At 71.1% G+C, this 25,012-nt stretch carries 19 protein-coding genes; 7 read left to right on the plus strand and 12 right to left on the minus strand.

Annotation, left to right across the window (positions count from 1 at the left end; all coding sequences use genetic code 11):
* The first annotated feature begins 61 nt into the window (after positions 1-61).
* On the plus strand, positions 62-1,090 hold the full coding sequence (locus OHO27_RS07485) for a carboxymuconolactone decarboxylase family protein (RefSeq protein WP_328421509.1): 1,029 nt from the start codon (positions 62-64) through the stop codon (positions 1,088-1,090).
* Between the two features lie 140 nt (positions 1,091-1,230).
* Entirely contained in the window at positions 1,231-1,893 is a 663-nt protein-coding gene (locus OHO27_RS07490) for a hypothetical protein (RefSeq protein ID WP_328421511.1), read from the plus strand.
* A 14-nt stretch (positions 1,894-1,907) separates the two neighbouring features.
* Here the strand turns inward: OHO27_RS07490 and OHO27_RS07495 are convergent, their stop codons facing one another.
* The 9 genes from OHO27_RS07495 to OHO27_RS07535 form a co-directional block, all read right to left on the minus strand.
* On the minus strand, positions 1,908-3,455 hold the full coding sequence (locus tag OHO27_RS07495) for an NCS1 family nucleobase:cation symporter-1 (RefSeq protein WP_328421513.1): 1,548 nt from the start codon (positions 3,453-3,455) through the stop codon (positions 1,908-1,910).
* 132 nt (positions 3,456-3,587) lie between these two features.
* Positions 3,588-4,610, minus strand: coding sequence for a TIGR03842 family LLM class F420-dependent oxidoreductase (locus OHO27_RS07500; protein WP_328421515.1), 1,023 nt, complete (start codon positions 4,608-4,610; stop codon positions 3,588-3,590).
* A gap of 11 nt (positions 4,611-4,621) precedes the next feature.
* Positions 4,622-6,025, minus strand: a complete 1,404-nt coding sequence (gene hydA, locus OHO27_RS07505; protein WP_328421517.1) for a dihydropyrimidinase — start codon at positions 6,023-6,025, stop codon at positions 4,622-4,624.
* 40 nt (positions 6,026-6,065) lie between these two features.
* Complete coding sequence (locus OHO27_RS07510; RefSeq protein ID WP_328421519.1) at positions 6,066-6,908, minus strand: nitrilase-related carbon-nitrogen hydrolase; 843 nt, start codon at positions 6,906-6,908, stop codon at positions 6,066-6,068.
* 155 nt (positions 6,909-7,063) lie between these two features.
* Entirely contained in the window at positions 7,064-8,656 is a 1,593-nt protein-coding gene (locus tag OHO27_RS07515; protein ID WP_328421521.1) for a PucR family transcriptional regulator, read from the minus strand.
* A 49-nt stretch (positions 8,657-8,705) separates the two neighbouring features.
* The gene (locus tag OHO27_RS07520; protein WP_328421522.1) at positions 8,706-9,989 is read right to left on the minus strand and encodes an aspartate aminotransferase family protein; all 1,284 of its coding nucleotides are present in this window, start codon (positions 9,987-9,989) and stop codon (positions 8,706-8,708) included.
* Positions 9,986-10,828, minus strand: a complete 843-nt coding sequence (locus tag OHO27_RS07525; RefSeq protein WP_328421524.1) for a nitrilase-related carbon-nitrogen hydrolase — start codon at positions 10,826-10,828, stop codon at positions 9,986-9,988. The genes OHO27_RS07520 and OHO27_RS07525 overlap by 4 nt, the downstream gene beginning before the upstream one ends.
* 203 nt (positions 10,829-11,031) lie before the next feature.
* On the minus strand, positions 11,032-13,053 hold the full coding sequence (locus OHO27_RS07530; RefSeq protein WP_328421526.1) for a hypothetical protein: 2,022 nt from the start codon (positions 13,051-13,053) through the stop codon (positions 11,032-11,034).
* A gap of 158 nt (positions 13,054-13,211) precedes the next feature.
* Complete coding sequence (locus OHO27_RS07535; RefSeq protein WP_328421528.1) at positions 13,212-13,472, minus strand: helix-turn-helix domain-containing protein; 261 nt, start codon at positions 13,470-13,472, stop codon at positions 13,212-13,214.
* A gap of 32 nt (positions 13,473-13,504) precedes the next feature.
* Here OHO27_RS07535 and map point away from each other — a divergent pair, with 32 nt between their 5' ends.
* Positions 13,505-14,272, plus strand: a complete 768-nt coding sequence (gene map / locus OHO27_RS07540; RefSeq protein WP_328421530.1) for a type I methionyl aminopeptidase — start codon at positions 13,505-13,507, stop codon at positions 14,270-14,272.
* 191 nt (positions 14,273-14,463) lie between these two features.
* Entirely contained in the window at positions 14,464-17,025 is a 2,562-nt protein-coding gene (locus tag OHO27_RS07545; RefSeq protein ID WP_328421532.1) for an ATP-dependent Clp protease ATP-binding subunit, read from the plus strand.
* A 15-nt stretch (positions 17,026-17,040) separates the two neighbouring features.
* Here OHO27_RS07545 and ggt read toward each other — a convergent pair whose 3' ends face one another.
* Positions 17,041-18,834, minus strand: coding sequence for a gamma-glutamyltransferase (gene ggt, locus OHO27_RS07550; RefSeq protein WP_328421534.1), 1,794 nt, complete (start codon positions 18,832-18,834; stop codon positions 17,041-17,043).
* Between the two features lie 117 nt (positions 18,835-18,951).
* Between ggt and OHO27_RS07555 the strand changes: the two genes are divergently transcribed.
* Together OHO27_RS07555 and OHO27_RS07560 are read left to right on the plus strand one after the other, a co-directional pair.
* Positions 18,952-19,710 (plus strand): hypothetical protein, encoded by a 759-nt coding sequence (locus tag OHO27_RS07555; protein WP_328421536.1) that lies wholly within the window; start codon positions 18,952-18,954, stop codon positions 19,708-19,710.
* Positions 19,711-19,826: 116 nt separating this feature from the next.
* Positions 19,827-21,395, plus strand: a complete 1,569-nt coding sequence (locus OHO27_RS07560; RefSeq protein WP_328421538.1) for a CocE/NonD family hydrolase — start codon at positions 19,827-19,829, stop codon at positions 21,393-21,395.
* Positions 21,396-21,621: 226 nt separating this feature from the next.
* Here the strand turns inward: OHO27_RS07560 and OHO27_RS07565 are convergent, their stop codons facing one another.
* Both OHO27_RS07565 and OHO27_RS07570 read right to left on the minus strand, forming a co-directional pair.
* On the minus strand, positions 21,622-22,365 hold the full coding sequence (locus tag OHO27_RS07565) for an amino acid ABC transporter ATP-binding protein (RefSeq protein WP_328421540.1): 744 nt from the start codon (positions 22,363-22,365) through the stop codon (positions 21,622-21,624).
* Between the two features lie 137 nt (positions 22,366-22,502).
* Positions 22,503-22,910 carry a DUF6278 family protein gene (locus tag OHO27_RS07570; protein ID WP_328421542.1) on the minus strand — a complete coding sequence of 136 codons (408 nt, stop codon included), beginning with the start codon at positions 22,908-22,910 and terminating at the stop codon, positions 22,503-22,505.
* 256 nt (positions 22,911-23,166) lie between these two features.
* Here OHO27_RS07570 and OHO27_RS07575 point away from each other — a divergent pair, with 256 nt between their 5' ends.
* Positions 23,167-24,933: an SGNH/GDSL hydrolase family protein gene (locus tag OHO27_RS07575; RefSeq protein WP_328421544.1), complete on the plus strand. Its 1,767-nt coding sequence runs from the start codon at positions 23,167-23,169 to the stop codon at positions 24,931-24,933.
* The last annotated feature ends 79 nt before the right edge of the window (positions 24,934-25,012 follow it).

Below are 25,012 nucleotides of genomic sequence, written 5' to 3' on the forward strand. Positions count from 1 at the left end.
GCGCGGACTGCCACCGCCGGTACGACGACCCGGCCCACCCCGGCGGCGCAGGCTACTGCCCATGCCCACACCCTTCCGTTACACCGAGCCCCTCCCGCCCAAGTCGGCCACCGGCACCGTCGCCGAGGTGTACACGCAGATCGCCCTCGACTTCGGCATCACCGAACCCGTCACCTTCGTGGTCCTGTCCTCCGCGCCCGAACTCCTCGCCCCCACCTGGGCGTTGCTGCGCGAGTCGCTGATCGCGGGGGCCGGCAGCCGGACCGGCAAGGAACTGGCGGCCCTCGGCGTGTCGCTCGCCAACAAGTGCCCGTTCTGCGTGGACGCGCACACCGTGCTCCTGCACGCCACCGGGGACCACGCGCTCGCCGAGCGGCTGGCCCGCGGGGAGCAACCGGAGAACGAGGAGCACGCACGCGTGCTGGCCTGGGGGCGGCACACGCGCGTGCCCGGCGCCGACCTCACGCCGTACCCCTTCCCGCGCGAGCACGCGCCGGCCTACCTCGGCACCGCGCTCACCTTCCACTTCATCAACCGCATCGCGTCGGCCCTGCTGACCGAGAACCTGCTCCCGGCCGGAGCCCAGCGGTTCCGGGCGGTACGCAGCCTTGCGGGCCGCACGCTCGCCCGGACCGTACGCCGCCCCGCCCGGCCCGGCGTGTCCCTGCCCCTGCTCGACCCGATCGATCCCGGCGAGGCCCCCGCTTGGGCGGCCGGCACGCCCGTCGGCCTCGCGTACGCGGCGCTGCTCAGGGCGGCCATGTCGGGCGCCGGTCTCCTCGACGCCGACGACCACGACCTCGTGGAGGCGACCCTGCAGGACTGGGACGGCTCCCATCCGCCGCTCACCCTGAACGGGTTCCCGGACCGCCGGGAGCGTCCGGGGGCGCGGCTGGCGCTGCTTGCCGCTCTCGCGCCGTACCGCATCACGGACGAGGACGTGAAGGCGTGGCGCCGCCCGGAGCACACCGACCACTGCCTGGTGCACCTCGTCGCGTACGGCGCCTTCACCGCCGTGGACCGCATCGAAAGCTCGCTTTCCACTCAAATCGGCCGGGAAGCCAAGCAAGTGGCCCAGGGCACCACGTAATTACGGCCGACCGGCGACCCGCCGGTAACCGCGTCAGCACGGAGCGAGTTGGCACTTCCGCCCCACAGGGAGTCATGTGACACTGGCGTCCCGTCCGCAGTGCGGACTCATTCCGCACCGTCCCCCACGAAATGTGCGCCGTGCGTTCTCTTCCCTTGCCGCTCGCCCTCACCGCGCGCCTGTCGCCCGTCGTCGTGCTCGCCGCGGCAGGCTGGGCGCTGTCGTCCGGACCCGCGACACCGGCCGCCGAAGACACGGCGGCGCAGAAGAGCGGCGACGAGTCGCCCTCGGCCCCCGCGACGGCCGCTGTGTCGAAGACGTACGCCGCGGCGCCCGCACCCTGCGGCAGCCTGAGCTCGAAGACGGTCAAGGAGCTCGTTCCGGACGCCAAGCCGGCCGGCAAGGAGATTCCGTCGACCGACGCGAAGGTGCGCCGCACCTGCTCGTGGAACGCGCTCCAGGGCTTCGACTACCGGTGGCTGGACGTGTCCTACGAGGTCACGGAGTCCGACGAGGCGGCGGAGAAGTCCTACAAGGAGCGCGTCGCGGACAAGAGCGGCGGCGGCGAGGTTCCCGGTGTCGGCGACGCGGGGTACTCCGTCGTGAACCTCACCACCGAGGACAAGCAGCAGACCCGCGAGGGCGTGGTGCTGGTCCGCGCGGCCAACGCGCTCGTCTCCATCACTTACAGCGGCAGCGACTTCGAGTCGAACGAGGCGCCGGCCACGGCCGAGATCAACAAGGGCGCGATCAAGGCGGCCAAGGAGGCGGCGGCCGCCTTGGAGGACGGTCAGAAGGGCTGACCGTCCTCCCCAGGTCAGGCCTCGGCGCGTTCCTTGTAGCCGGCCATCAGCAGCACGTACAGCACCAGCGAGGCGCCCAGGCCCACCGCCCAGCCGTAGTCGGCCAGCGGCTTGAGGAACGGGATCAGTCCGTCGGCCGGGAACGGTCCGGTCTTCGAGCCGTCGGCGCCGACGCCCGAGTGCGACCCGCCGACCGCCAGGACACCGCCGACCAGGAACGCCAGGATCGCGCGCCAGTTCCACCCGGACGAGTACCAGTAGCGCCCGCCGGGCGTGTACAGGTCCGCGAGGTGCAGGACCGTACGGCGGACGATCCAGTAGTCGGCGATCAGGATGCCCGCGACCGTGCCCAGCAGGCCGCCGACCACGCCGAGCCAGGTGAAGATGTAGAACTCCGGCGTGGAGATCAGCTTCCACGGGAAGATCAGGATGCCGACGACACCGGTGATCAGCGCGCCGGTACGGAAGTTGATGAGCTTCGGCGCCAGGTTCGCCAGGTCGTACGCCGGGGAGACGACGTTCGCCGCGATGTTCACGGAGACGGTGGCGACGATGACGACGATCAGCGCGAAGAGCAGACCGAAGGTGCTGTCGGTCTTGGCGGCGAGGGCGACCGGGTCCCAGATCGCCTCGCCGTAGACGACTTCGGAGCCTGAGGTGACGAGCACGGCGAGGATCGCGAAGAGGGTCATGGTGGTGGGCAGGCCCAGCGACTGCCCCCAGGTCTGCGCCTTCTGACTCGCGCCGAAGCGGGTGAAGTCGGGGATGTTGAGGGACAGAGTGGCCCAGAATCCGATCATCCCCATCAGGGACGGGAAGAAGACCGGCCAGAAGTCGGGGCCCCAGCCCAGCTTCGACGGCTGGTCGAGCAGCGCGCCGAACCCGTCCGCCTTGACCGCGATCCAGACCAGCAGCACGAGCGCGCCGACGATCACGAAGGGCGCGGCCCAGTTCTCGAAGTGCCGCAGGAAGTCCATGCCGCGGTAGATGATCGCGATCTGCAGCGCCCAGAAGAGGAGGAAGCAGAGCCACAGGGGCCATGGATTGCCCGCGATCTTCCCTGCGTTCTCCCAACCGCCGCCGGTGAGCTTGGATCCCAGAGCGAAGATGCCGCTGCCGCCGATCCAGGTCTGGATGCCGAACCAGCCGCAGGCCACGGCCGCCCGGATCAGCGCCGGGATGTTGGCGCCCCGCAGCCCGAAGGATGCCCGCGCCAGCACCGGGAACGGGATGCCGTACTTGGGCCCGGCGTGCCCGGTGGCCAGCATCGGCAGCAGCACGATGACGTTGGCCAGGGCGATGGTGAAGACGGCCTGCTTCCAGTCCATGCCGAGGGCGACCAGGCCGGAGGCGAGCGTCCAGCTGGGGATGCAGTGGGCCATGGAGATCCACAGGGCCGCGAAGTTGTACGTCGTCCACTTGCGCTCGGCGACCGGGACGGGACGCAGGTCCTCGTTGGCGAAGGGGCTGTTGGCGGGGAAGGCCTCGGGGGCGAGCTCGATCCGTCCGCCGGCGTAGGCGGACTGCGGTATCGGTGACCCCGTGGGGACTGTTTCGGTCATGGGCAGGCCAATCGATCAGAACGGGACGGGAAAGGCCGTGCGGGCGGGCCTTGGGCCCCTCCCCGGGGACGGCGGCGGGGAGGCCTGGACCGCGGGGAGGGTGACAAGGGGTGGGGGTCGGGTGGAGCGGTGCTAGGAGTTGAGCGCGGGGATGACCGACGCACCGTACGCGTCGATCACGGCTTCCTGCGCGTCGTGCATGTCGTAGACGGCGAACTGGTCGACGCCCAGCTCACGCAGCGCGTTCAGCTTCTCGATGTGCCTCTCGACCGGGCCGATGACGCAGAACCGGTCGACGATCTCGTCGGGCACGAACGCGGTGTCGGGGTTGTCGGCGCGTCCGTGGTGGGAGTAGTCGTACCCCTCACGGGCCTTGATGTACTCGGTGAGTTCGTCGGGTACGGCGGCGGAGTGCTCGCCGTACTTGGACACCAGGTCGGCGACGTGGTTGCCGACCATCCCGCCGAACCAGCGGCACTGCTCGCGGGCGTGGGCGAGCTTCTCGGGAGAGTCGTCCTCGGTGACGTACGCCGGGGCGGCCACGCAGATCTTCACCTCGGACGGGTCACGGCCGGCGTCGACCGCGGCCTGCTTCACCGCCTTGACCATGTACTCGGTCAGATAGAGGTCGGAGAGCTGCAGGATGAACCCGTCGGCCTCCTCGCCGGTCATCTTCAGGGCCTTCGGGCCGTACGCCGCCATCCATACGGGGAGTTGGGCACCCGGCTTGATCCACGGGAACCTGACGACCGTACCGCCGCCCAGGTCGGCCTCCTGGCCGCTGCCGAGCGCGCGGATGACCTTCATGGCCTCGCTGATACGGGCCAGGGTGTTGGGCTTGCGGCCGGCGACGCGCATGGCCGAGTCGCCGCGGCCGATGCCGCAGACCGTGCGGTTGCCGAACATGTCGTTGAGGGTGGCGAACGTGGAGGCGGTGACCTCCCAGGTGCGGGTGCCCGGGTTGGTCACCATGGGGCCGACCGTCAGATTCTCGGTGTTGGCGAGGATCTGGCTGTAGATGACGAACGGTTCCTGCCACAGCACGGCCGAGTCGAAGGTCCAGCCGTAGCTGAAGCCGCTGCGCTCGGCGCGTTTCATCAGGCTGACGACCCGCGAGGCCGGCGGGTCGGTCTGCAGGACGAGTCCGAAGTCCATGTGCTCCGCTCCTAGTTGAGGTACTGACAGGTGGAGCGGGGGGTGTAGACGCCGTGCCCGGCGCGCCCGGTGTACTCCCGCTCGGTGAGGACGAGTTCGCCGCGCGAGAGGACCGTCTCGACCCGGCCGGTGGTCTGCTTGCCCTCGTACGCCGAGTAGTCGACGTTCATGTGGTGGGTGACGGCGGACATGACCTGCTCGGCCAGCGGGTCGTAGATCACGACGTCGGCGTCGGCACCCGGCGCGATGGTGCCCTTCTTCGGGTACATGCCGAACATCCGGGCCGGGGTCGCGCAGGCGATCTCGATCCAGCGGCGGCGCGAGATGTGACCGTCGACGACGGCCTGGTGGAGCAGGTCCACCCGGTTCTCGACGCCCGGCAGACCGTTGGGGATCTTGGAGAAGTCGCCCCGGCCCAGCTCCTTCTGGCCGACGAAGCAGAAGGGGCAGTGGTCGGTGGAGACGACCTGGAGGTCGTTCGTCCGCAGCCCCTTCCACAGCTGGGCCTGGTGCTCCTTGGGCCGAAGCGGCGTCGAGCACACGTACTTCGAGCCCTCGAAGTCGGGCTCGGCGAGGTTGTCGGTGGACAGGAACAGGTACTGCGGGCAGGTCTCCCCGAAGACGTTCAGCCCCTCGTCGCGGGCCCGCGTCAGCTCGGCCACCGCCTCCGTGGCCGAGACGTGCACGACGTACAGGGGAGCACCGGCGACCTGGGCGAGCCTGATGGCCCGGTGGGTCGCCTCGGCTTCGAGAAGCGCCTTGCGGACCTCGCCGTGATAGCGAGGATCGGTCTCGCCCCTGGCCAGCGCCTGTTCGACCAGCACGTCGATCGCGATGCCGTTCTCCGCGTGCATCATGATCAGGCCGCCGTTCTCGGCGGAGCGCTGCATGGCACGCAGGATCTGGCCGTCGTCGGAGTAGAAGACACCCGGGTAGGCCATGAACTGCTTGAAGGAGGTCACCCCCTCCTCCACCAGCAGGTCCATCTCCTTCAGCGTCTCCTGGTTCACATCGGAGACGATCATGTGGAAGCCGTAGTCGATCGCGCAGTTGCCCTCCGCCTTGGCGTGCCAGGCGTCGAGGCCCTCGCGCAGCGAGTGGCCCTGGCTCTGCACGGCGAAGTCGACGATGGTGGTGGTACCGCCCCAGGCGGCGGCCCGGGTGCCGGTCTCGAAGGTGTCGGAGGCGAAGGTGCCGCCGAACGGCAGCTCCATATGTGTGTGGACGTCGACGCCGCCCGGGATGACGTACTTCCCGGTGGCGTCGATGGTCCGCTCGGCCGTCCAGGCCTCGGCGGCCGGAGTGCCGCTCGCGGCGAGGGCGGCGATACGGCCGGCCTCGATCAGGACGTCGGCGTGCATCTCGTCGGACGCGGTGATGACGAGACCGCCGCGGATGACGGTACGGCTGGTCATGGTCCCTCTCCTCGCAGGGTGGACGGTGCGGTCGGTGCGATCAGGGTGCTGTCAGCGGCGTGTAGGCGCCCGGGGCCCGGTCGCGGTAGAACTGCCAGCGGTCGCGGACCTCGCGGAGCTTGGCCAGGTCCAGGTCGCGTACGACGAGTTCGGTCTCCTTGTCGCTCGCCACCTCCCCGACGAACTGGGCCTCCGGGTCCACGAAGTACGTGGTGCCGTAGAAGTCGTTGTCGCCGAGGTCCTCCACGCCGACCCGGTTGATCGCGCCCACGAAGTACTCGTTGGCGACGGCCGCCGCCGGCTGTTCCAGCTGCCACAGGTAGCGGGAGAGCCCGCGGGAGGTGGCCGAGGGGTTGAACACGATCTCGGCGCCGCCCAGGCCGAGCGCCCGCCAGCCCTCGGGGAAGTGACGGTCGTAGCAGATGTACACGCCGATCTTCCCGACGGCCGTCTCGAAGATCGGCCAGCCGCTGTTCCCCGGGCGGAAGTAGAACTTCTCCCAGAATCCCTGGACCTGGGGGATGTGGGTCTTGCGGTACTTGCCGAGGTAGGAGCCGTCCGCGTCGATCACGGCGGCGGTGTTGTAGAGGACCCCGGGCTGCTCCTCCTCGTACATCGGCAGGACGAGGACGATGCCGAGTTCCTTCGCCAGCGCCTGGAAGCGGCGGACGGTCGGGCCCTCGGGGATCTGCTCGGCGTACTCGTAGAACGCCTTGTCCTGCACCTGGCAGAAGTACGGCCCGTAGAACAGCTCCTGGAAGCACAGCACTTGAGCACCTTGCGCGGCCGCGTCGCGGGCCGCCTGCTCGTGTACCTGGATCATCGATTCCTTGTCGCCCGTCCACGCGGTCTGGAAGAGGGCGGCACGGATCACTCGGCTCATCGGGACCTCCGGTCGCTCGGTGTGCGAGAAGGCTAGGAAGTCCCGGGCGCCGGTTTGAGTTGCACGGTGTCACGTCTGGGGGCATGCGGCGTGCCACGGTGTCACCCTGTCGTGATCCCATGTTTCACCGCCGTTTTCCCAGGTCGTGCCAGGTTTCAGCTCTGTTGCGCGTCGTGCGCGAGGAGTGCGATGTGCACGGATGCTGCCTGCTCGAAGTCGTCGAGGTCGACGCCGAGCCGCGTCTGTATCGCCTCCAGGCGGCGATAGAGCGCGGGCCGCGAGACATGGTGGAGCTGGGCGGTGCGGGACTTGTTCCGGCCGGTCGCGAGGTACGTCCGCAGCACGGCCAGCATGTCGTCGTCGGCCACGCACAGCAGCCCGTCCAACTCCCGCTCCGCGAACGACTGCACCTGCGGGTCGTCCCGCAGCAGCCGGATCAGGCCGCGCAGATGCACGTCCTTCAGGCGTACGACGACCGGGAGGTCGAGGACGGCGGAGGAGTCGGCGACGGCATCGGCGACGTTCTGGGCCTCGCGCAGTCCGGCGGGCACGTCGTCCCAGGCGGTACGTGCGTCGGCGGCGGCCACGACGATCTGTTCGGCCCCGGACTCGGAGCGCACCCGGGTGGCGAAGTTGGCGGCGAGTACGGCGGCGTCCTGGTCCCGGGCGAGGCTGAGCAGCACGGCGGTCGCCCCCTCGGCGAGTTCGGCGGCGATCCCGGACAGCCCCAGCATCCGCAGCACGCGCTCCAGTTGGGCCGCCTCGCCGTCGCGCACGACCAGCGGCACGAACGTGCGCCGGTTCACCGGCAGCCCGGCGGCTCGCGCGCGTGGCAGCAGCTGCCGGGCCGGGACGACCCCGCTGACGAGGTCGGTGAGCAGGCTCTGCGCGGACTGCTCCTCCCAGCTGTGCGCGGAGTTGCCGCCGAGCATGCGGTGCAGGACGAGGGCCTCGGCGGCGCGCTCGGCGAGCAGCCGCCCGGTGGCGGTGTCGCCGCGATGCCCGCACAGCATGATCTCGCCCCACCGCTCCCCGCGCCCGCCGAGCTCGGCGCGGATCCAGCCGTCGCCCTCGCTGCCACCGGCCTGGCGGGCGATGCGCTCCCAGTCACGCAGCACGTCGTCCACGGCCGACCGCTCGCCCGCCGTGGCGAGGACGCGGTGCGCGAGGTTGGTGACGACGACGGGGCAGGCGCTGTGCGAGGCGACCTCGTCGAGCAGCCGTTGCAGCGGGGCGCCCGCGGTGATGAGTCCGGTGAGCGCGGTCCGTACGGCCTCCGAGAGGCTGACCGCGGCGAACTTCCGCCGCACGAGCCGGGACTGGACCTCCTCGGTGAGCTCGGCGAAGGGGAACGGCCGGTGCAGGACGACCATGGGCAGCCCGCACCGCTCGGCGGCCCGGCGCATCACCTCCGGTGGTGCGGGGAACGCCCGGCCGAGGCCCAGCACGACGGCCGCCGCCTCGGCCCGGTGCAGGGAGCGGATGTACTCGGCCTGCTTGTCCTCGTCCCCGGCGAGCAGCACCCCCGTGGTGAGGACCATCTCGCCGCCGCTGAGCATCACCCCGACGTCCGGCGCCTCGGCGACATGCACCCAGCGCACCGGCCGGTACAGCCCACCGGCGCCGGCCACCACCTCGGGCTCCCCGGCGAGCACCCGCTCCAGGGTGAGGACCTGCCGCACCGACAGGGCGGGTTCCAGGGGTTCCGAAGGCTCCAAGGGCTCCCAAAGCTCCGAGGTGACGGTCATGGCGGCGTTCCCTTGCTTCAGGTACTCACAGATGTTCAGCCGGCTCCTGCTAGATGCTCCGCAGAGCGTTCTCGAGGATCGCGGCGCCTTCCTCGGCCTCCGCGACGGTGAGGGACAGGGGCGGGGCGACGCGCAGGGACGTGGTGTTGTGGCCACCGCCCTTGCCGATGAGGAGGCCGCCGTCGCGGGCGGCTTCCAGCACCGCCGACGCGGCGACCGGGTCGGCCTCGTCGGTGCCGGGCCGGGTGAGTTCGATGCCCAGCATCAGACCCCGGCCGCGTACCTCCCGTACGTGCGGCACGTGCGCCGCGACGGCCCGCAGCCGTTCGAGGAGCAGTCCGCCGACGCGCCGGGCGTTGCCCTGGAGGTCGTGTTCCAGCAGGTACGACAGGTTGGCGAGGCCGGCCGCCATGGTGATCTGGGTGCCGCCGAAGGTCGAGATGCTGTTGGCGTCCAGGCAGTTCATGATCTCGCCGCGGGCGACGACACCGCCGATGGACATGCCGTTGCCGATGCCCTTGGCGAAGGTCAGGATGTCCGGCGGACCGGACCGGCCGTGCGCCTGCCAGCCCCAGAAGTGGTCCCCGGTGCGGCCCCAGCCGGTCTGCACCTCGTCGGCGATCCACAGGATGCCGCGCTCGGCGAGCACCTCGCGGAAGGCGGCATACAGACCGTCGGGCCCGGATGTGAAACCGCCGACGCCCTGGATGGGCTCGGCGATCAGGGCCGCGGGCGGGCGGGTGTGGCCGAGGACGTCGTTCAGGTCGTCGACGCAGGCGGCGATGAAGTCCTCGTCGCCGAGTGAGGCGTACGGGCCGCGCGTGCGCACCCCGCCGTGGACGTAGAGCGTCTGCAGCGGCGACAGCGAGGTCGGGGACCAGCCGCGGTTGCCGGTGATGCCGACGGCGCTGAAGGAGCGGCCGTGGTAGCTGTTGCGCATCGCGAGGATCGTGTTGCTGCGCCGGTAGGCCGTCGCGCGCAGCAGGGCGGTGTCGTTGGCCTCGGTGCCGGAGGTCGTGAAGAAGACACGGGCATCCGGGATGCCGCTCAACTGGGCGATGCGCTCGGCGAGTTCGACCATGGGCCGGTTCAGGTACAGGGTCGAGGAGTGGATGATCCGCCCGGCCTGTTCGCTCACCGCCTTCGTCACCTCGGGCAGCGCGTGCGCGGTCATGGTCGTCAGGATGCCGCCGAAGAAGTCGAGATACCGGTTGCCGGCGGCGTCCCACACGTGACGGCCCTCGCCGTGGGTGATCTCCAGCGGCTCCTCGTAGTACAGGGCGAGCCAGTCCGGCATGACGGCGCGGTGGCGTCCCAGCAGGTCCTTGGTCACGGCTGCACCAGCCCTTCGTAGGCGTCGGGGCGGCGGTCACGGTAGAAGGCCCACTGCTGCCGCACTTCCTCGATGAGGTCGAAGTCGAGGTCGCGGACGATGAGCTCCTCGCTCTTGTCGCTGGCGGTCTCGCCGACGAACTGGCCGCGGGGGTCGACGAAGTACGACGTCCCGTAGAAGTCGTTGTCGCCGTACTCCTCGACGCCGACCCGGTTGATCGCGGCGATGAAGTACTCGTTGGCGACGGCGGCGGCCGGCTGCTCCAGGCGCCAGAGGTAGGAGGAGAGGCCGCGGTGGGTGGCGGAGGGGTTGTAGACCAACTGGGCTCCGTTGAGGCCGAGTTGGCGCCAGCCCTCCGGGAAGTGACGGTCGTAGCAGATGTAGACGCCGACCTTGCCCACGGCGGTGTCGAAGACGGGCCAGCCGATGTTGCCGGGCTTGAAGTAGTACTTCTCCCAGAAGCCCTTGACCTGCGGGATGTGGTGCTTGCGGTACTTGCCGAGGAAGGTGCCGTCGGCGTCGATCACGGCCGCGGTGTTGTAGTAGAAGCCCGACTGCTCGACCTCGAAGACGGGCACGACGACCACCATGCCCGTCTCGCGGGCGAGCTCCTGCATACGCCGCACGGTCGGCCCGTCGGGGACCGGCTCGGCCCAGGAGTAGTGCTGCGGATCCTGGACCTGGCAGAAGTAGGGAGCGTTGAAGACTTCCTGGAAGCCGATGATCTTTGCGCCCTGCCGGGCCGCCTCGCGGGCGTGCTCCTCGTGTTTCGCGACCATGGACTCGGTGTCGCCGGTCCAGGTGGCCTGGACCAGAGCGGCGCGTACGACGTTGGCCATGAGCTGCTCCTTCGACGGGACGTCAGAGCCTCTACGCCCGTAGAGGGGGGCCGTAGAGGCTCGAAAGTAAGCCCCTGGAACAGCCTTGCCAAGACCATCGTCGTTAACCCGCTGAGTCGATCACGTTTCACACTCCTGTGGGTGATGGATGGGGCCGGTGGGGTGGATGGGACGGGAGTGGCGCCCGGGTCGGTGCCGGGGCGTCACGCCGTGAAGCCGGCCACCCGCAGGGCGTGGACGAGATCCCACTGGCACTCGTCCGAGACGCCCTGGGCGGCTGCCAGCAGCAGCGGTACGAGCGTCTTCGGGTCGGGCGCGGCGCTGCGAGCGGCCTCCTCGGGGGTGCGGACGCGGACGTACGCGTCCAGCAGGGCACGGATCTCACGGTGCCGCCCCGCGCCGGCCAACCCCACGACGGCCTGCCCGATCTCGTTCGCGGGCCGCACCACGCCCTGGCGCAGAATCTGCTCCGCGTCGTCGGCACGGCCCGCCGCGGTCAGCGCGTCGGCCGCGGCCACGAGCCGCTCGGCGGGCAGCGAGGCGGCCTCCCACAGCAGGGTCGCCCAGTCGGCTCCGAGCCCGGCGCGCTGCATCTCGGCGGCCAGCAGCGGGATGCGGTGGGCGGGCCAGTACGCGCCCTCGACGAGCAGCGCATGCGCCTCACCACTACGGCCTGCGCCGCGCAGCCGCACCAGCGTCTCCACGACCCCGACGACCTCACGCCGCTCCTCGGCATCGGCGGGCCCGGCCTGCGACTGCGGGTCCGGGGACGCGGGCGCTTCCTCGGCGGCACCGGCGAATCGGGCTCCGCGCGGGGTGCGGCGGGCGGTGACGGGCTGGGTGGGGAGGCTGGGCAGGTCGGTCGGCGGTACGCCCACGGGGGCGGCCTCCTCCTCTACGATCCCGGCGAAGCGGGCGCTGCCTCGGCGGCGTTTGCGCGGCGCCGGTCGCTCGTCGGGCCGGCCGGTTTCGCGGTCGGAGGCGTCCCCCGGCTCCTCGACCGGGCGCCCCGCGTCGGCCACCGGCTCGGCCGCCGACCGGGCAGAGGCATCTCCGCGACCTCCGCCCCAGGCTTCCGGCGACGCATACGCCCTCCCGCGCTCCACCGCCCGGGCTTCCGGCTGCGCGGCCCGCTGACGGGGCATGGTGTGACTGCCACCGCCGGGTGAATCGGCCTCACGCGGCTGCGTAGGGTAGACGGCCGCGGGCCCTACGCCGCCAAAGCGTTCGCTGCCGAAGCTCTCCCCGCCGATGCCCTCACCGGCGGACCTGCCCCTCCGCAAGCCGCCGCCCCCGGATGGGCCGCGCCCGAACCGGCCGCCTCCGGGCTCGCCCTTGCCGAAGCCGTCGTCGCCGGGCGCGGTCGATCCAAAGACGCCGTCACCCGCATGCCGATCGTGTCCAGGCCCGCCTTCTCCGACGCCGCCCCCGCCGCCCTCGCGTCCGGATGCGCCATTTCCGGGTCCACGCCCGCTGAACCCGCCATCCCCGAACTGGCCCCCCTCGCCCCCTTCGTCTGCGAACCGCGCGCGCCCGGCGCGGGCATCACCGAACCCGCCGCCCTCGAGCCCGCCGCCCTCGAACCCGTCACCCGCGGACCCCCCGCCCCCGGACCGGCCACCCCTGGAGCCCTCACCAGCAAGCCCGACGTCGGCCCGGAAGAAGCCCTCCTCCCCCGTCCGCCCCCGCCGTATCGCCTGGCCCTGTGCGCCCGCCGCCCGGCGGTCCGAGTCGGCCATCCGTGCGCGGAGTTCGGCGCATCGAGCGGTGGCACGTTCGTGGTCGTCGCGGGCCCAGGCGAGGTCCAGGCGGATGGTGTCGACATCCCAGGGGTCGGGGGCCGAGGCGAGCAACCGGCCCAGTTCCGCCTGCCGTTCGGCGGCGTAGCGCTGTTCGCGGAGCATGACGTCGAGGCGGTCCCCGAGGGCGTCACGGCCGCCGGGCCGGGCGTCGTACGTGGCGAGGGCGCCTGTGTGCAGGGCGCGGGCGCGTTCCGTCTCGGGGCCGGCACCGCCGGGGCCGTACTGGCCGGCGAGGTCGTGCAGGAGTGACTCCACCACGTCCCAGGGCGGCACTTCGCGTCCGTCGAGGCAGGCCTGCATGCCCTCCGGGTCGCGCTGCCAGAACACCCCGCACCAGCCGCCGCCCTGATCCAGGCGCGCCACAAGGCCGTCCAGGTAGTTCACGAACTCCCGTACCCGAGCCGGGAGTTGATCCACTGACATCGCCCAACTCCCGCCAGACCGGAGCACTCCGGTCCGTTAGGCAACACCAGTGATGTTACGAGCGTGCTACGGGGAGTTTTCCGGCGGAACGCAGAGTACGCCGCGGCTGCCGGAGCGTGACGTGCATACCCTCTCGGGCGGCAACGTCAGCGGTGAGCTCAGGCAGCCGCTTCGGCAACCGGTGCGCAGCGCCCGATCAGTTCGTCCATCGACAGACCGAGGGCGTGCGCCACCGCCGCCACCGTGAAGAAGGCCGGCGTCGGCGCCCGCCCGGTCTCGATCTTGCGGAGCGTCTCCGGGGAGATGCCGGCGCTCGCCGCGACGAACGTCATGCTGCGGCCGCCGCGAGCCTCGCGCAGCAGCCGGCCGAGCCGCTCGCCGCGTTCACGCTCTTCGGGGGTGAGAGGGGTGCGCACCATGCCACCATTCTAATACCGGTATAGTAATTGGCATGGTGGAGCTGAAGACGAACCAGTCGATCGATGCGATGTACGAGGCGGGGCAGGTGGTGGGCCAGGCGCTCACCGCCGTACGCAAGGCCGCCGACGTGGGGGTTTCCCTGCTGGAGCTGGACGAGGTGGCGCGCGAGGTGCTGCGCGACGCGGGGGCGACGTCGCCCTTCCTCGGCTACCGCCCCTCCTTCGCCCCCGTCCCCTTCCCCGCGGTCATCTGCGCCTCGGTGAACGACGCGATCGTGCACGGCATCCCGACCGGCTACCGCCTGCGCGACGGCGACCTGGTCTCCATCGACTGCGGCGCCGAACTGGGCGGCTGGGCGGGCGACTCGGCGATCAGCTTCACGGTGGGCCGGGCGCGCCCGGCCGACGTACGCCTGGTCGAGACCGCTGAACGGGCCCTGGTGGCGGGCATCGAAGCGGCCGTCGTCGGCAACCGTATCGGCGACATCGCCCACGCGATCGGCTCGGTGTGCCGGGCGGCCGGATACGGCGTCCCGGACGGCTTCGGCGGGCACGGCATCGGCCGCAAGATGCACGAGGACCCTTCGGTGCCGAACGAGGGCCCTCCCGGCCGGGGCATGCCGCTGCGGCACGGCCTGGTCCTCGCCATCGAGCCGATGCTCATCGCCGGCGGCCAGGACGGCTACCACGCGGCACCGGACGGCTGGACGCTGTGCACGAACGACGGCTCCCGCGCGGCCCACGCGGAGCACACGGTGGCGATCACGGAGTCGGGACCCCGGGTCCTGACGGCACGCTGAGGCGGCCGCTCCGGTGCCCCTCGGGCGCCCCTCGGGTGCCGTTTCCCTGAAGGTGCCCCCGGCCACCGTTCGTGCGAAGGTGTTCTACGAACGCGGTCAGGTGTAACCGGCTTGCGCCCGGGTTACCCGACTCCGGCACGTCGATGAGCGAGGGCGACCCTGCCCGCGCAGGGACGCCGGATGGGAACGCCATGACCAGCGGCTTCACTGGTGGTCCGGAAGACTACGACCCCTTCGGAGAATTCCTCGCCCGCTTCTTCGGCGGCCCGCGCCCCGGCCCCCGGCAGATCGACATCGGCCGCCTGCTCAGTCAGCCGGCCCGGGAGCTGGTGCAGGGCGCCGCCCAGTACGCCGCCGAGCACGGCAGCCGCGACCTGGACACCCAGCACCTGCTGCGCGCCGCCCTGTCCGCCGAGCCGACCCGGAGCCTGCTCACCCGGGCGGGCGCGGACCCCGACTCGCTGGCGACGGAGATCGACGAGCGGTCGGGCCCGGTCCAGCACCCGCCGGGCGAGGTCCCGCCGCCGACGTCGCTGTCCCTGACCCCGGCCGCCAAGCGCGCCCTGCTCGACGCCCACGACCTGGCCCGGGCGCGGGGCACCGGCTACATCGGCCCGGAGCATGTGCTCAGCGCCCTCGCCGCGAACCCCGACTCCGCGGCCGGCCACATCCTGAACGCGGCCCGCTTCGCCCCCTCCGGCCCCGGCATGCCGCCCGAGGCCTCGGACAGCTCCCAGTCCCGGCCCCGCGTCGACCAGCGACCGCGCGTCGACTCCGGTACGCCCACCCTTGACAAGTACGGCCGCGACCTCACCGACCTCGCCCGCCGGGGCCGTATCGACCCGGTGATCGGCCGGGACGAGGAGATCGAGCAGACCGTCGAGGTGCTGTCGCGGCGCGGCAAGAACAACCCGGTGCTGATCGGCGACGCGGGCGTCGGCAAGACCGCGATCGTGGAGGGCCTGGCCCAGCGGATCGCGGACGGCGACGTGCCCGACATCCTCGGCGGCCGCCGGGTGGTCGCGCTGGACCTGACGGGCGTGGTGGCGGGCACCCGCTACCGGGGCGACTTCGAGGAGCGGCTCAACAACATCGTGGGCGAGATCCGCTCGCACTCCGACCAACTGATCGTCTTCATCGACGAGTTGCACACCGTCGTAGGCGCCGGAGGCGGCGGCGAGGGCGGCTCCATGGACGCCGGGAACATCCTCAAGCCGGCGCTGGCCCGCGGCGAGTTGCACGTCGTGGGCGCGACCACGCTGGAGGAGTACCGCAGGATCGAGAAGGACGCGGCCCTCTCCCGCCGCTTCCAGCCGATCCTCGTCCCCGAGCCGACCGCCGCCGACGCGATCGAGATCCTGCGCGGCCTGCGCGACCGCTACGAGGCCCACCACCAGGTCCGCTACAGCGACGAGGCGCTCGTCGCCGCCGTGGAACTCTCCGACCGCTATCTCACCGACCGCCGCCTGCCGGACAAGGCGATCGACCTGATCGACCAGGCGGGCGCCCGGGTCCGGCTGGGTGCGCGGGCCAAGGGGACGGACGTACGGACCCTGGAGCGCGAGGTCGAGCAGCTGTACCGGGACAAGGACCAGGCGGTCACCGACGAGCAGTACGAGCAGGCCACGCAACTGCGCGACCGTATCGTCGAGTTGAAGCAGCGCATCGCGGAGGCCTCCGACAACGAGGAGGCCGACGAGGGACAGCATCTGGAGGTCACCGCCGAGGCCATCGCGGAGGTCGTGTCCCGGCAGACCGGCATCCCGGTGAGCAGCCTCACCGAGGAGGAGAAGGACCGGCTGCTCGGCCTGGAGGAGCACCTGCACGAGCGGGTCGTCGGCCAGGACGAGGCGGTGCGCGTGGTCTCCGACGCGGTGCTGCGCTCCCGGGCCGGACTCGCCAGCCCCGACCGGCCGATCGGCAGCTTCCTCTTCCTCGGCCCGACCGGCGTCGGCAAGACCGAGCTTGCCCGCGCGCTCGCCGAGGCGCTGTTCGGCAGCGAGGAGCGGATGGTCCGCCTGGACATGAGCGAGTACCAGGAACGGCACACCGTCAGCCGCCTGGTCGGCGCCCCGCCCGGGTACGTCGGCCACGAGGAGGCCGGGCAGCTCACCGAGGTGGTGCGCCGGCACCCGTACTCGCTGCTCCTGCTCGACGAGGTCGAGAAGGCTCACCCGGACGTCTTCAACATCCTGCTGCAGGTCCTGGACGACGGCCGGCTGACCGACTCCCAGGGCCGCACGGTCGACTTCACCAACACGGTCATCGTGATGACCAGCAACCTGGGTTCGGAGGCGATCGGCCGCGGCGGCACCGGCATCGGGTTCGGCGCGGGTGACGAGGAGGCCGACGAACAGGCGCGCAGCGAGCGGGTCCTGCGGCCGTTGCGCGAGCACTTCCGGCCCGAGTTCCTCAACCGCATCGACGAGGTCGTCGTCTTCCGCCGCCTGACCCCGGAGCAGTTGGAGCGGATCACCAACCTGCTGCTGGACAAGACCCGTCGTCTGCTGCACGCCCAGGGCGTCTCGGTCGACTTCACCGGCGCGGCAGTCGACTGGCTCTCCGAGCGCGGCTACCAGCCCGAGTACGGCGCCCGCCCGCTGCGCCGCACGATCCAGCGGGAGGTCGACAACCAGCTCTCCCGGCTGCTCCTGGACGGCCGGATCGGCGAGGGCGGCCGGGTGACGGTGGACGTGGCGGACGGCCAGCTCACCTTCCGTGCGGAAGAGCTGCCGCCCGCCCCCGAGTTGTGACGCCCCTCGCGGACGCTACGACGCCGGCCGCACCACCATCGCCGAGCCGCCGCCCCGCCGTCCCCTCTCGGCGGCGGCCAGCCACTTCCCTTCCGGCAGCCGCTGCACAGCGGTGGCGGCGCCGATCTCGGGGTTGGGCTTGAAGGAGTGGCCGATGGCCTCCAGCCGGGCCTTCGACTCACTGTCGAGCCCGGGTTCCAGCTCGGTCTGGGCCGCGTTGCGCTGGCTGGCGCGCGGCGCGGCGATCGCGTCGACCAGCGGCAGTCCACGGTCGACGAAGCCGGTCAGGGTCTGCAGCACGGTCGTGATGATGGTCGCGCCACCTGGCGAACCGAGCGCCACGACGGGCTTGTCGTGCCGGTCGAGGACGATGGTCGGGGACATCGAGGAACGCGGACGCTTGCCCGGACCCGGCAGGTTCGGGTCGTGCACGGCCGGGTTGGCGGGGGTGAAGGAGAAGTCCGTCAGCTCGTTGTTGAGGATGAAGCCACGGCCCGGGACCGTGATGCCGCTGCCACCGGTCTGCTCGATGGTCAGCGTGTAGGAGACGACGTTCCCCCACTTGTCGGCCACCGTGAGGTGGGTGGTGCTGTCGCCCTCGTAGGTGGTCGGGGCCGCCGTGCCACCGGCGTCGCAGGCCGCCGGGTTGCGCGGGTCGCCCGGCGCGAGGGGGCTGGTCAGCACCGCGTCGTCCTTGATCAGGCACTCCCGCGAGTCGGCGTAGCGCTGCGACAGCAGGTCCTTGGTCGGTACGTCCTCGAAGGCCGGGTCGCCGACCCAGCGCCCGCGGTCGGCGAAGGCGATACGGCTGGCCTCGATGTAGCGGTGCAGGTACTGGACCTCGCTCGCCTTCGACAGGTCCGTGTTCTCCAGGATGTTCAGCGCCTCGCCGACCGTCGTGCCGCCGGAGGAGGAGGGCGCCATGGAGTAGACGCCGAGTCCGCGGTACGAGGTCCTGGTGGGCGCCTGCGACTTGGTGCGGTACGTGGCCAGGTCCTTGGCGGTGAGGTCGCCGGGGCGGGCCTTCCAGCCGGAGCCCGGGTCCACGGGCGGGTGGTTGACCGTGTCGACGATGTCCTCGGCGATGTCGCCCCGGTAGAGCGCGCCGACGCCCCTCTTCGCCAACTCCGCGTAGGTCCGGGCGAGATCGGGGTTCCTGAAGGTGGAGCCGACGACCGGCAGGGCGCCGTTCGGCAGGAACAGCTCGGCGGTGTCCGGGAAGTAGCGGAACCGGGTCTCGTTCGCGGCGGTCTGCGAGCGGAAGGTGTCGTCGACGGTGAAGCCGTCCCGGGCCAGCCGCTCGGCGGGCTGCAGCACGGTGCCGAGCCGTTTGCTCCCCCACTTGTCGAGCGCCTTCTGCCAGGTGGCGGGCGTGCCCGGGGTGCCGACGCTCAGGCCGCTGGTGACGGCCTCGGCGAAGGGGATCGCCTTGCCGTTCTCCACGAACAGGTCGGAGTCCGCGCTCAGCGGCGCGGTCTCGCGGCCGTCGATGGTCCGCACCGTACGGGACTTGGCGTCGTAGTAGACGAAGTAGCCGCCCCCGCCGACGCCGGCGGAGTAGGGCTCGGTGACGCCGAGCGCGGCGGCCGTGGCCACGGCGGCGTCGACGGCGTTGCCGCCCTTGCGCAGGACCTCGATGCCGGCCGCGGACGCGTCCGCGTCGACGCTCGACACGGCGCCGCCGTAGCCGACCGCCACGGGGACCTTCTCGGGGCTGCTCTGCGCGCCGGGGGGCGCCGCGGCTCCCACCGACACCACGGCGGCCGAGACCGCCAGGACCGACAGTTTCCGCGCGACAGGGCGACGCATCCGCACCTCCAGGCAGGGGCTGTTGGCGCAGCCTAATCGATCGCCATGCCCCCGTCAGGAGCGCGTGACCCCGTGTGTCGAACAACGGTTTGCGTTGGCCCGCTACCATGCGCGCCCATGAACGACGACGTGCGCAACATCGTCCTGGGCGTGGTCGCGGCGGCCATCAGTGCCGCCCTCGGCTGGCTTGCCCGTACGTACCTGTGGAAGCGGAAGCTCCGCCGCAAGCAGGCGTTTTTCGGGCTGCCCGACAATGCCGAGTCCCTGCTGGTGGTGAACCGCGGGGCCGGCGGACCCGAGCTCACGGTGATGCGTTACGACGTGTTCGCGCTGCTCGAACTCGCGGCGCTGATCAAGGACTGCAACGCCCACGCCCAGATCATCCCGCACGACGCGGCACGCCAGGGCTTCGGCGAGCGCACCGAGTTCTGCGTCGGCGGCCCGGCGTCGAACCGCCGTATGACGGCGCACCTGGCCTCCCTACTGCCCGGGGTGCGGGTGAACGTCGACGCCGAACCCGGCCCGGACCGGGGCGCCCTCCAGATCGGCTCCGAGCGCTATCGGGTGGAGGTCGGCAAGGAGGAGTACGCGCTCCTCGCCCGGCTGACCGTCGGCGAGAGCCAGGGCCCGCGTCCCGTCTTCCTCTTCTGCGGCCAGACCGCGATCACCAACCAGGCCGCCACCCGCTATCTCGCCCGCAACCATGAGCGGCTGACCCGCAAGCACGGCACCGGCTCCTTCGTCCTGCTGCTGAAGGTGGTCAACTCGCAGGCGTACGGCCCGGATGTCGTGGAGCTGATCGCGGAGGTCACGCGGGCGGCGCAGGCTCCGTTGCCGACACCCGCCCCCGCGCGAAATAGCCATCGATCCTCCTGAGGTCCAACACATTCCGGTAATCGTTACTGGCACGTAACTTACCGAGGGGTTACTTGCGGTAAGAGGCCGCGGTTACCGTCGGGTCACTTTGCACTGACACGAGTGAGGAGTGACCCGTGGGACACCATCGCAAGGCCCTGCGTACGACCGCCGTGGGCGCCGTCTCCGCGACTCTGATCGCCGGTAGCGCCCTCGGGCTCGCCCCCGTAGCCCAAGCCGCCCCGAACAGCGTCCGCTTCGTCGACATCGCCGGCGACGGCGGCACCACCCTCAAGGCGAACGTCGTCACACCGGCCGGCGCCGACGGCACGCGCAGCTACCCGCTGCTCGTCATGCCCACGAGCTGGGGCCTGCCCCAGGTCGAGTACTTCGCACAGGCCCAGAAGCTCGCGAACTCGGGCTATGTCGTCGTCAGTTACAACGTCCGCGGCTTCTGGCAGTCGGGCGGCGAGATAGAAGTGGCGGGCCCGCCCGACATAGCCGACGCGTCCAAGGTGATCGACTGGGCGCTCGCCAACACCCCGTCCGACGCGCAGCACATCGGCATGGCGGGCGTCTCGTACGGCGCCGGCATCAGCCTGCTGGCCGCCGCGCACGACAAGCGGGTCAGGGCGGTCGCCGCCCTCAGCGGCTGGGCCGACCTCATCGGCTCGATCTACGCCGGCCGCACCCAGCACCTCCAGGCCGCCGGACTGCTGGACGGCGCGAGTTTGGTCACCGGCCGCCAGAGCGCCGAACTCCGGCAGATCTTCGACGACTTCTACGCCTCCGACCTGTCCAGGGAACAGGACATCATCAACTGGGGGAAGAAACGTTCGGCCGCAACATACGTGGATCAACTCAACAAGAGCGGCGCCGCGGTGATGATGGCCAACGCGTGGGGCGACACGGTCTTCCAGCCCAACCAGTACGCGGACTTCTACGAGAAGCTGACCGGCCCCAAGCGCCTGGAGTTCCGCCCGGGCGACCACGCGACCGCCGAGCTGACCGGCCTGTTCGGCCTGCCCAACGACGTGTGGACGGACACCGAACGCTGGTTCGACCACTACCTCAAGGGCGAGGACAACGGCATCAACGGCGAGCTGCCGGTCCAGCTCAAGTCCCGTTCCGCGGGGGGCTACGAGGGCTACCCGGACTGGAAGTCGGTCGGCGCGACGAACAAGAAGATCGCCCTGGGCGGCTCCACCACGATCCGCACGAACGTCAACTCGGGCGCGGACGGCGGAGTCGTCTTCCTGTCCAGCATCCTCGACCAGGTGGCCCAGCTGCCCCCGATGGCCTCGATCCCGCTGCTCCCCCGGCTCTGGGCGGCCGTGTGGCAGTCCGAGAAGTACGCCACGGCCCAACGCGTGCGCGGCACGGCGAAGTTGCACACCACCGTCACACCGACCAAGGAGAGCGGCACCCTCGTCGCCTATCTGTACGACGTGGGCCCGCTCGGCCTCGGCAAGCTGGTCAGCAACGCGCCGTACACCTTCCACGGACGTACGCCCGGAAAGCCGTTCGGCGTCGACCTGGAGCTGTACTCCACGGCCTACGACGTCCCGGCAGGGCACCGGCTGGCCCTGGTCGTCGACACGGTCGACCCGCTCTACATCGAGCACAACCCGTCCGGCGCACGGCTGACCTTCTCCTCACCGGCGAACGACCCGTCGTACGTGTCGATTCCACTGCGCGAGCAGTGATCTCCGGCCGGCGCCGGGCGGGTATGGCTCTGTAACTGCTGCCCCCTGCTGCCCCTGTTGCTAGGGGCCGTGGGGGGAACCCCACCCGGCAGCAGCGTCCCTGGTCGCGGCCGAGGTCACCACCACGGCTTCGGGGACGGACGGAACATCGTAGTCGAGGTCGGACGCGGAGGGGATCGCGGTGTCCACAAACGCCGTTCGTCTCGGCATGGGTCGTACTCCCCGCTCAGTGGTGGAGGATCTTCGAGAGGAAGTCCCGGGCACGCTCGCTGCTGGGGTCGGTGAAGAACTCCTCGGGGCTGCGGTCCTCGACGATGCGGCCGTCGGCCATGAACACGACGCGGTTGGCGGCCGAGCGGGCGAAGCCCATCTCATGGGTGACGACGATCATCGTCATGCCGTCCTCGGCGAGTTGACGCATGACCTCGAGGACCTCGTTGATCATCTCGGGGTCGAGTGCGGAGGTCGGCTCGTCGAACAGCATCACCTTGGGCCCCATCGCGAGGGCCCGGGCGATGGCCACGCGCTGCTGCTGGCCGCCGGAGAGCTGCGCGGGGTACTTGTCGGCCTGGTCGGCCACGCCGACGCGCTCCAGGAGTTCGCGGGAGCGCCGGTCGGCCTCGTCCTTCTTGCGCCCGCGGACCTTGACCTGGCCCAGCGAGACGTTCTGCAGGACCGTCTTGTGGGCGAAGAGGTTGAAGGACTGGAAGACCATGCCGACTTCGGCGCGCAGCCGGGCGAGTGCCTTTCCCTCGGCGGGCAGCGGCTGCCCGTCGAGCTTGATCGTGCCTGACTGAACGGTCTCCAGCCGGTTGATGGCCCGGCACAGCGTCGACTTCCCCGATCCCGAGGGGCCGATGACCACGACCACCTCCCCCTTGCCGACGGTGAGGCTGATGTCCTGCAGGACATGCAGGTCCCCGAAGTACTTGTTGACGTCACGCAGCTCGATCAGTGGATCGCCAGCCATGCCCAGCCCCAGTCACTCTCAGCTGTGTAGCGGTTTCCGCAAACTATCCGGGCAAGAGTGGACTTAATGCACGACACGCACTTTTCGGGCATAAGCCGTATTTACGCCGAACTTATGTCGAACAGCAGGCCAGAGCCTTACGCTTCCGCGACTTCCGCATACAGCTGCGACAGCTCGGGCACACCGCTCGCGGCCCACTCCTGCCCCGAGGCTACGACATCGAACTCACGGCCGGACGCGAGTCTTACGACCGGCTGACCGTCCGGCCGGATCTTCCAGGCGGCTCCGGGCACGGTGCGCACGATGACCGTGCCGAGATACAGACCGGCGTCGTTACCCAGCCATGGCAGGATCTCCTCGTCCTCCCGCCAGCGTGGCACCAGCTGGTCGACCGCCTCCAACGAGGCCGTGGTGTCGTCGAGTTCGACCCCCGCGCGTGACGCGTGCGAGCGCAGGAGTTCACATTCGGCAAGGAGTTCGGCGATGCCCTCGGGGTCGGGGGCTCCGCGCTTCGCACGCCGGCTGCCCAGAAAAGGGATCTTCATACGCCCAGCGTGTCATTCGTCCTGCCGTACGCACCACAGGCGCGCTGGCCGCCGATTCCGGTCGAGTTCACGCCGAGTTCGGGCATGGCGCGTTGACGGGTCACGGGTGCCTCTCTAACTTCTCGGTGCGTCTTGCGTCTCGTCCGAACGTCTCAACCGAGCCTGTCGTCCGAGTGTCGCGCCTGAACGTCTCGCTTGAACTTGTCATGCGCAGTCATACGCAGTCCTGAGCGGTCGTGAACGGGAGGAGTCGGAGTTGCGCCGACGTGTGTGGAGTTCCGCGGTCGTCCTCGCTGTCTTCGCGGTCCTGGTGCCGGGGGTTTCCGCACAGGCCGCCCCCGAGCGCAGAGCCGGGCCGCTCCCGCTGGAGCGGCTCTTCGACAACACGGCCGTCAGCGACGACGCCCGGCCCGCGGAGGCGGACTTCGACGGGGCGGGCGGCTCGCTGTCCGCACAGGCCCTGGCGGCCGCCGGCTGGACACCCGGCCGGGCGCTGACCGTGCAGGGAGCCCGGCTGACCTGGCCGAAGCGGCAGCCGGGTGAGGCCGACAACGTCCAGGCCGCCGGACAGGACGTGAAGGTGCAGGGGCGGGGTGACGCCCTCGCGTTCCTCGTGGCGGGCACGGACGGTTTTGATGTCGGCGGCGCGGGGACGGTGTCGTACGCCGGCGGCGCCCGTTCGACCTACAACCTGACCGCCCCCGACTGGCGCACCGGCCCGCTCGCCACCAAGGCGGTGGCCCTGTCCCACATCAACACGCCGAACGGCCAACTCGCCGAGCGGGCGCGGCTGTACGTGATCACCGTGCCGATCCTGGCGGGGCGCGAGGTCGCGTCCGTACGGCTGCCGCAGGCGAGCGGGCTGCATGTGTTCACGCTGGCGGTACGGGCCCCGGCCACCGGCTGGACGGGGAGTTGGGCGGCCGCGACCGGCGGCTATCCGACCGTGGGCCCGTGGACCGACCGAACGCTGCGCCTGGTGGTGCACACCTCGGCGGGCGGGCCGCGGGTGCGGCTGCGGTTCGACAACACCTTCGCGGCGGCGCCGGTGCGGGTCGGCGGGGCCACGGTGGCGGTGCAGGCGGCCGGCGCGGCGGCGAAGGGGACGCCGGTCCGGGTGCTCTTCCGGGGTGCGGCGGGCGTCGAGATCCCGGCCGGGGCACAGGCGTACAGCGATCCGCTCGGGTTCCAGGTGCCGGCGGACAGCAATCTGCTGGTGAGCTTCCATCTGCCCGGGACCGTGCCGGCCGCGCCGGTGCACCGGCTCGCGCAGCAGCGGTCGTACGTGAGCGCACCGGGCGACCACACGGCGGACGTCTCCGCATCGGCCTACCCCACGGTCCTGACCAGCTGGCCGCTGCTGACCGGTGTCGACGTGAGCGGCGGGCCGGGGTCCGTGGTGCTGCTGGGGGACTCGATCACCGACGGCGAGAAGTCCACGACGGACGCCAACCGGCGGTGGCCCAATGTGCTCGCCACACGACTGTTGAACCAGACTGTGGTCCCGCGCTACGGGGTGCTCAACCAGGGAATCTCCGGCAACCGTGTGGTCTCCGACCGGTACCCCGGTGACGGGGTCTCCACGGACACGGCCGGAGTGAGCGCCTTGAACCGCTTCGACCGGGATGTCCTGGCCCAGACCTCGGCGCGTACGGCGGTGGTGTTCGAGGGCATCAACGATGTGCGCTGGGGCACGACCGCGGAGCAGGTCATCGCCGGGCTGCGGGCGATCGCGGACCGGGGGCACGCGCGGGGGCTGCGGATGCTGGCGGCGACGATCCTGCCGTGCGAGGGAGAGGCGCGGTGCACGGCCGCCGTCGACGCCGAACGGGCCGCGGTGAACCAGTGGATCCGCTCCGGCGCCGCGTTCGACGGCCTGCTCGACTTCGACGCGGTGGCACGGGACCCTGCGCGGCCGTCCCGGCTGCTGCCCGCGTACGACAGCGGGGACTATCTGCATCCCGGGGACGCGGGGCTCGCCGCGCTGGCCCGGTCGGTGGATCTGCGGGCGCTGGTGCGGTGACGCTGCGCGGACGTCCGAGGTGGCGCTGCGCGGACGTCCGAGGTGGCGCTGCGCGGACGTCCGAGGTGGCGCTGCGCGG

This window comes from Streptomyces sp. NBC_00443 (assembly GCF_036014175.1).
Lineage (GTDB): Bacteria > Actinomycetota > Actinomycetes > Streptomycetales > Streptomycetaceae > Streptomyces.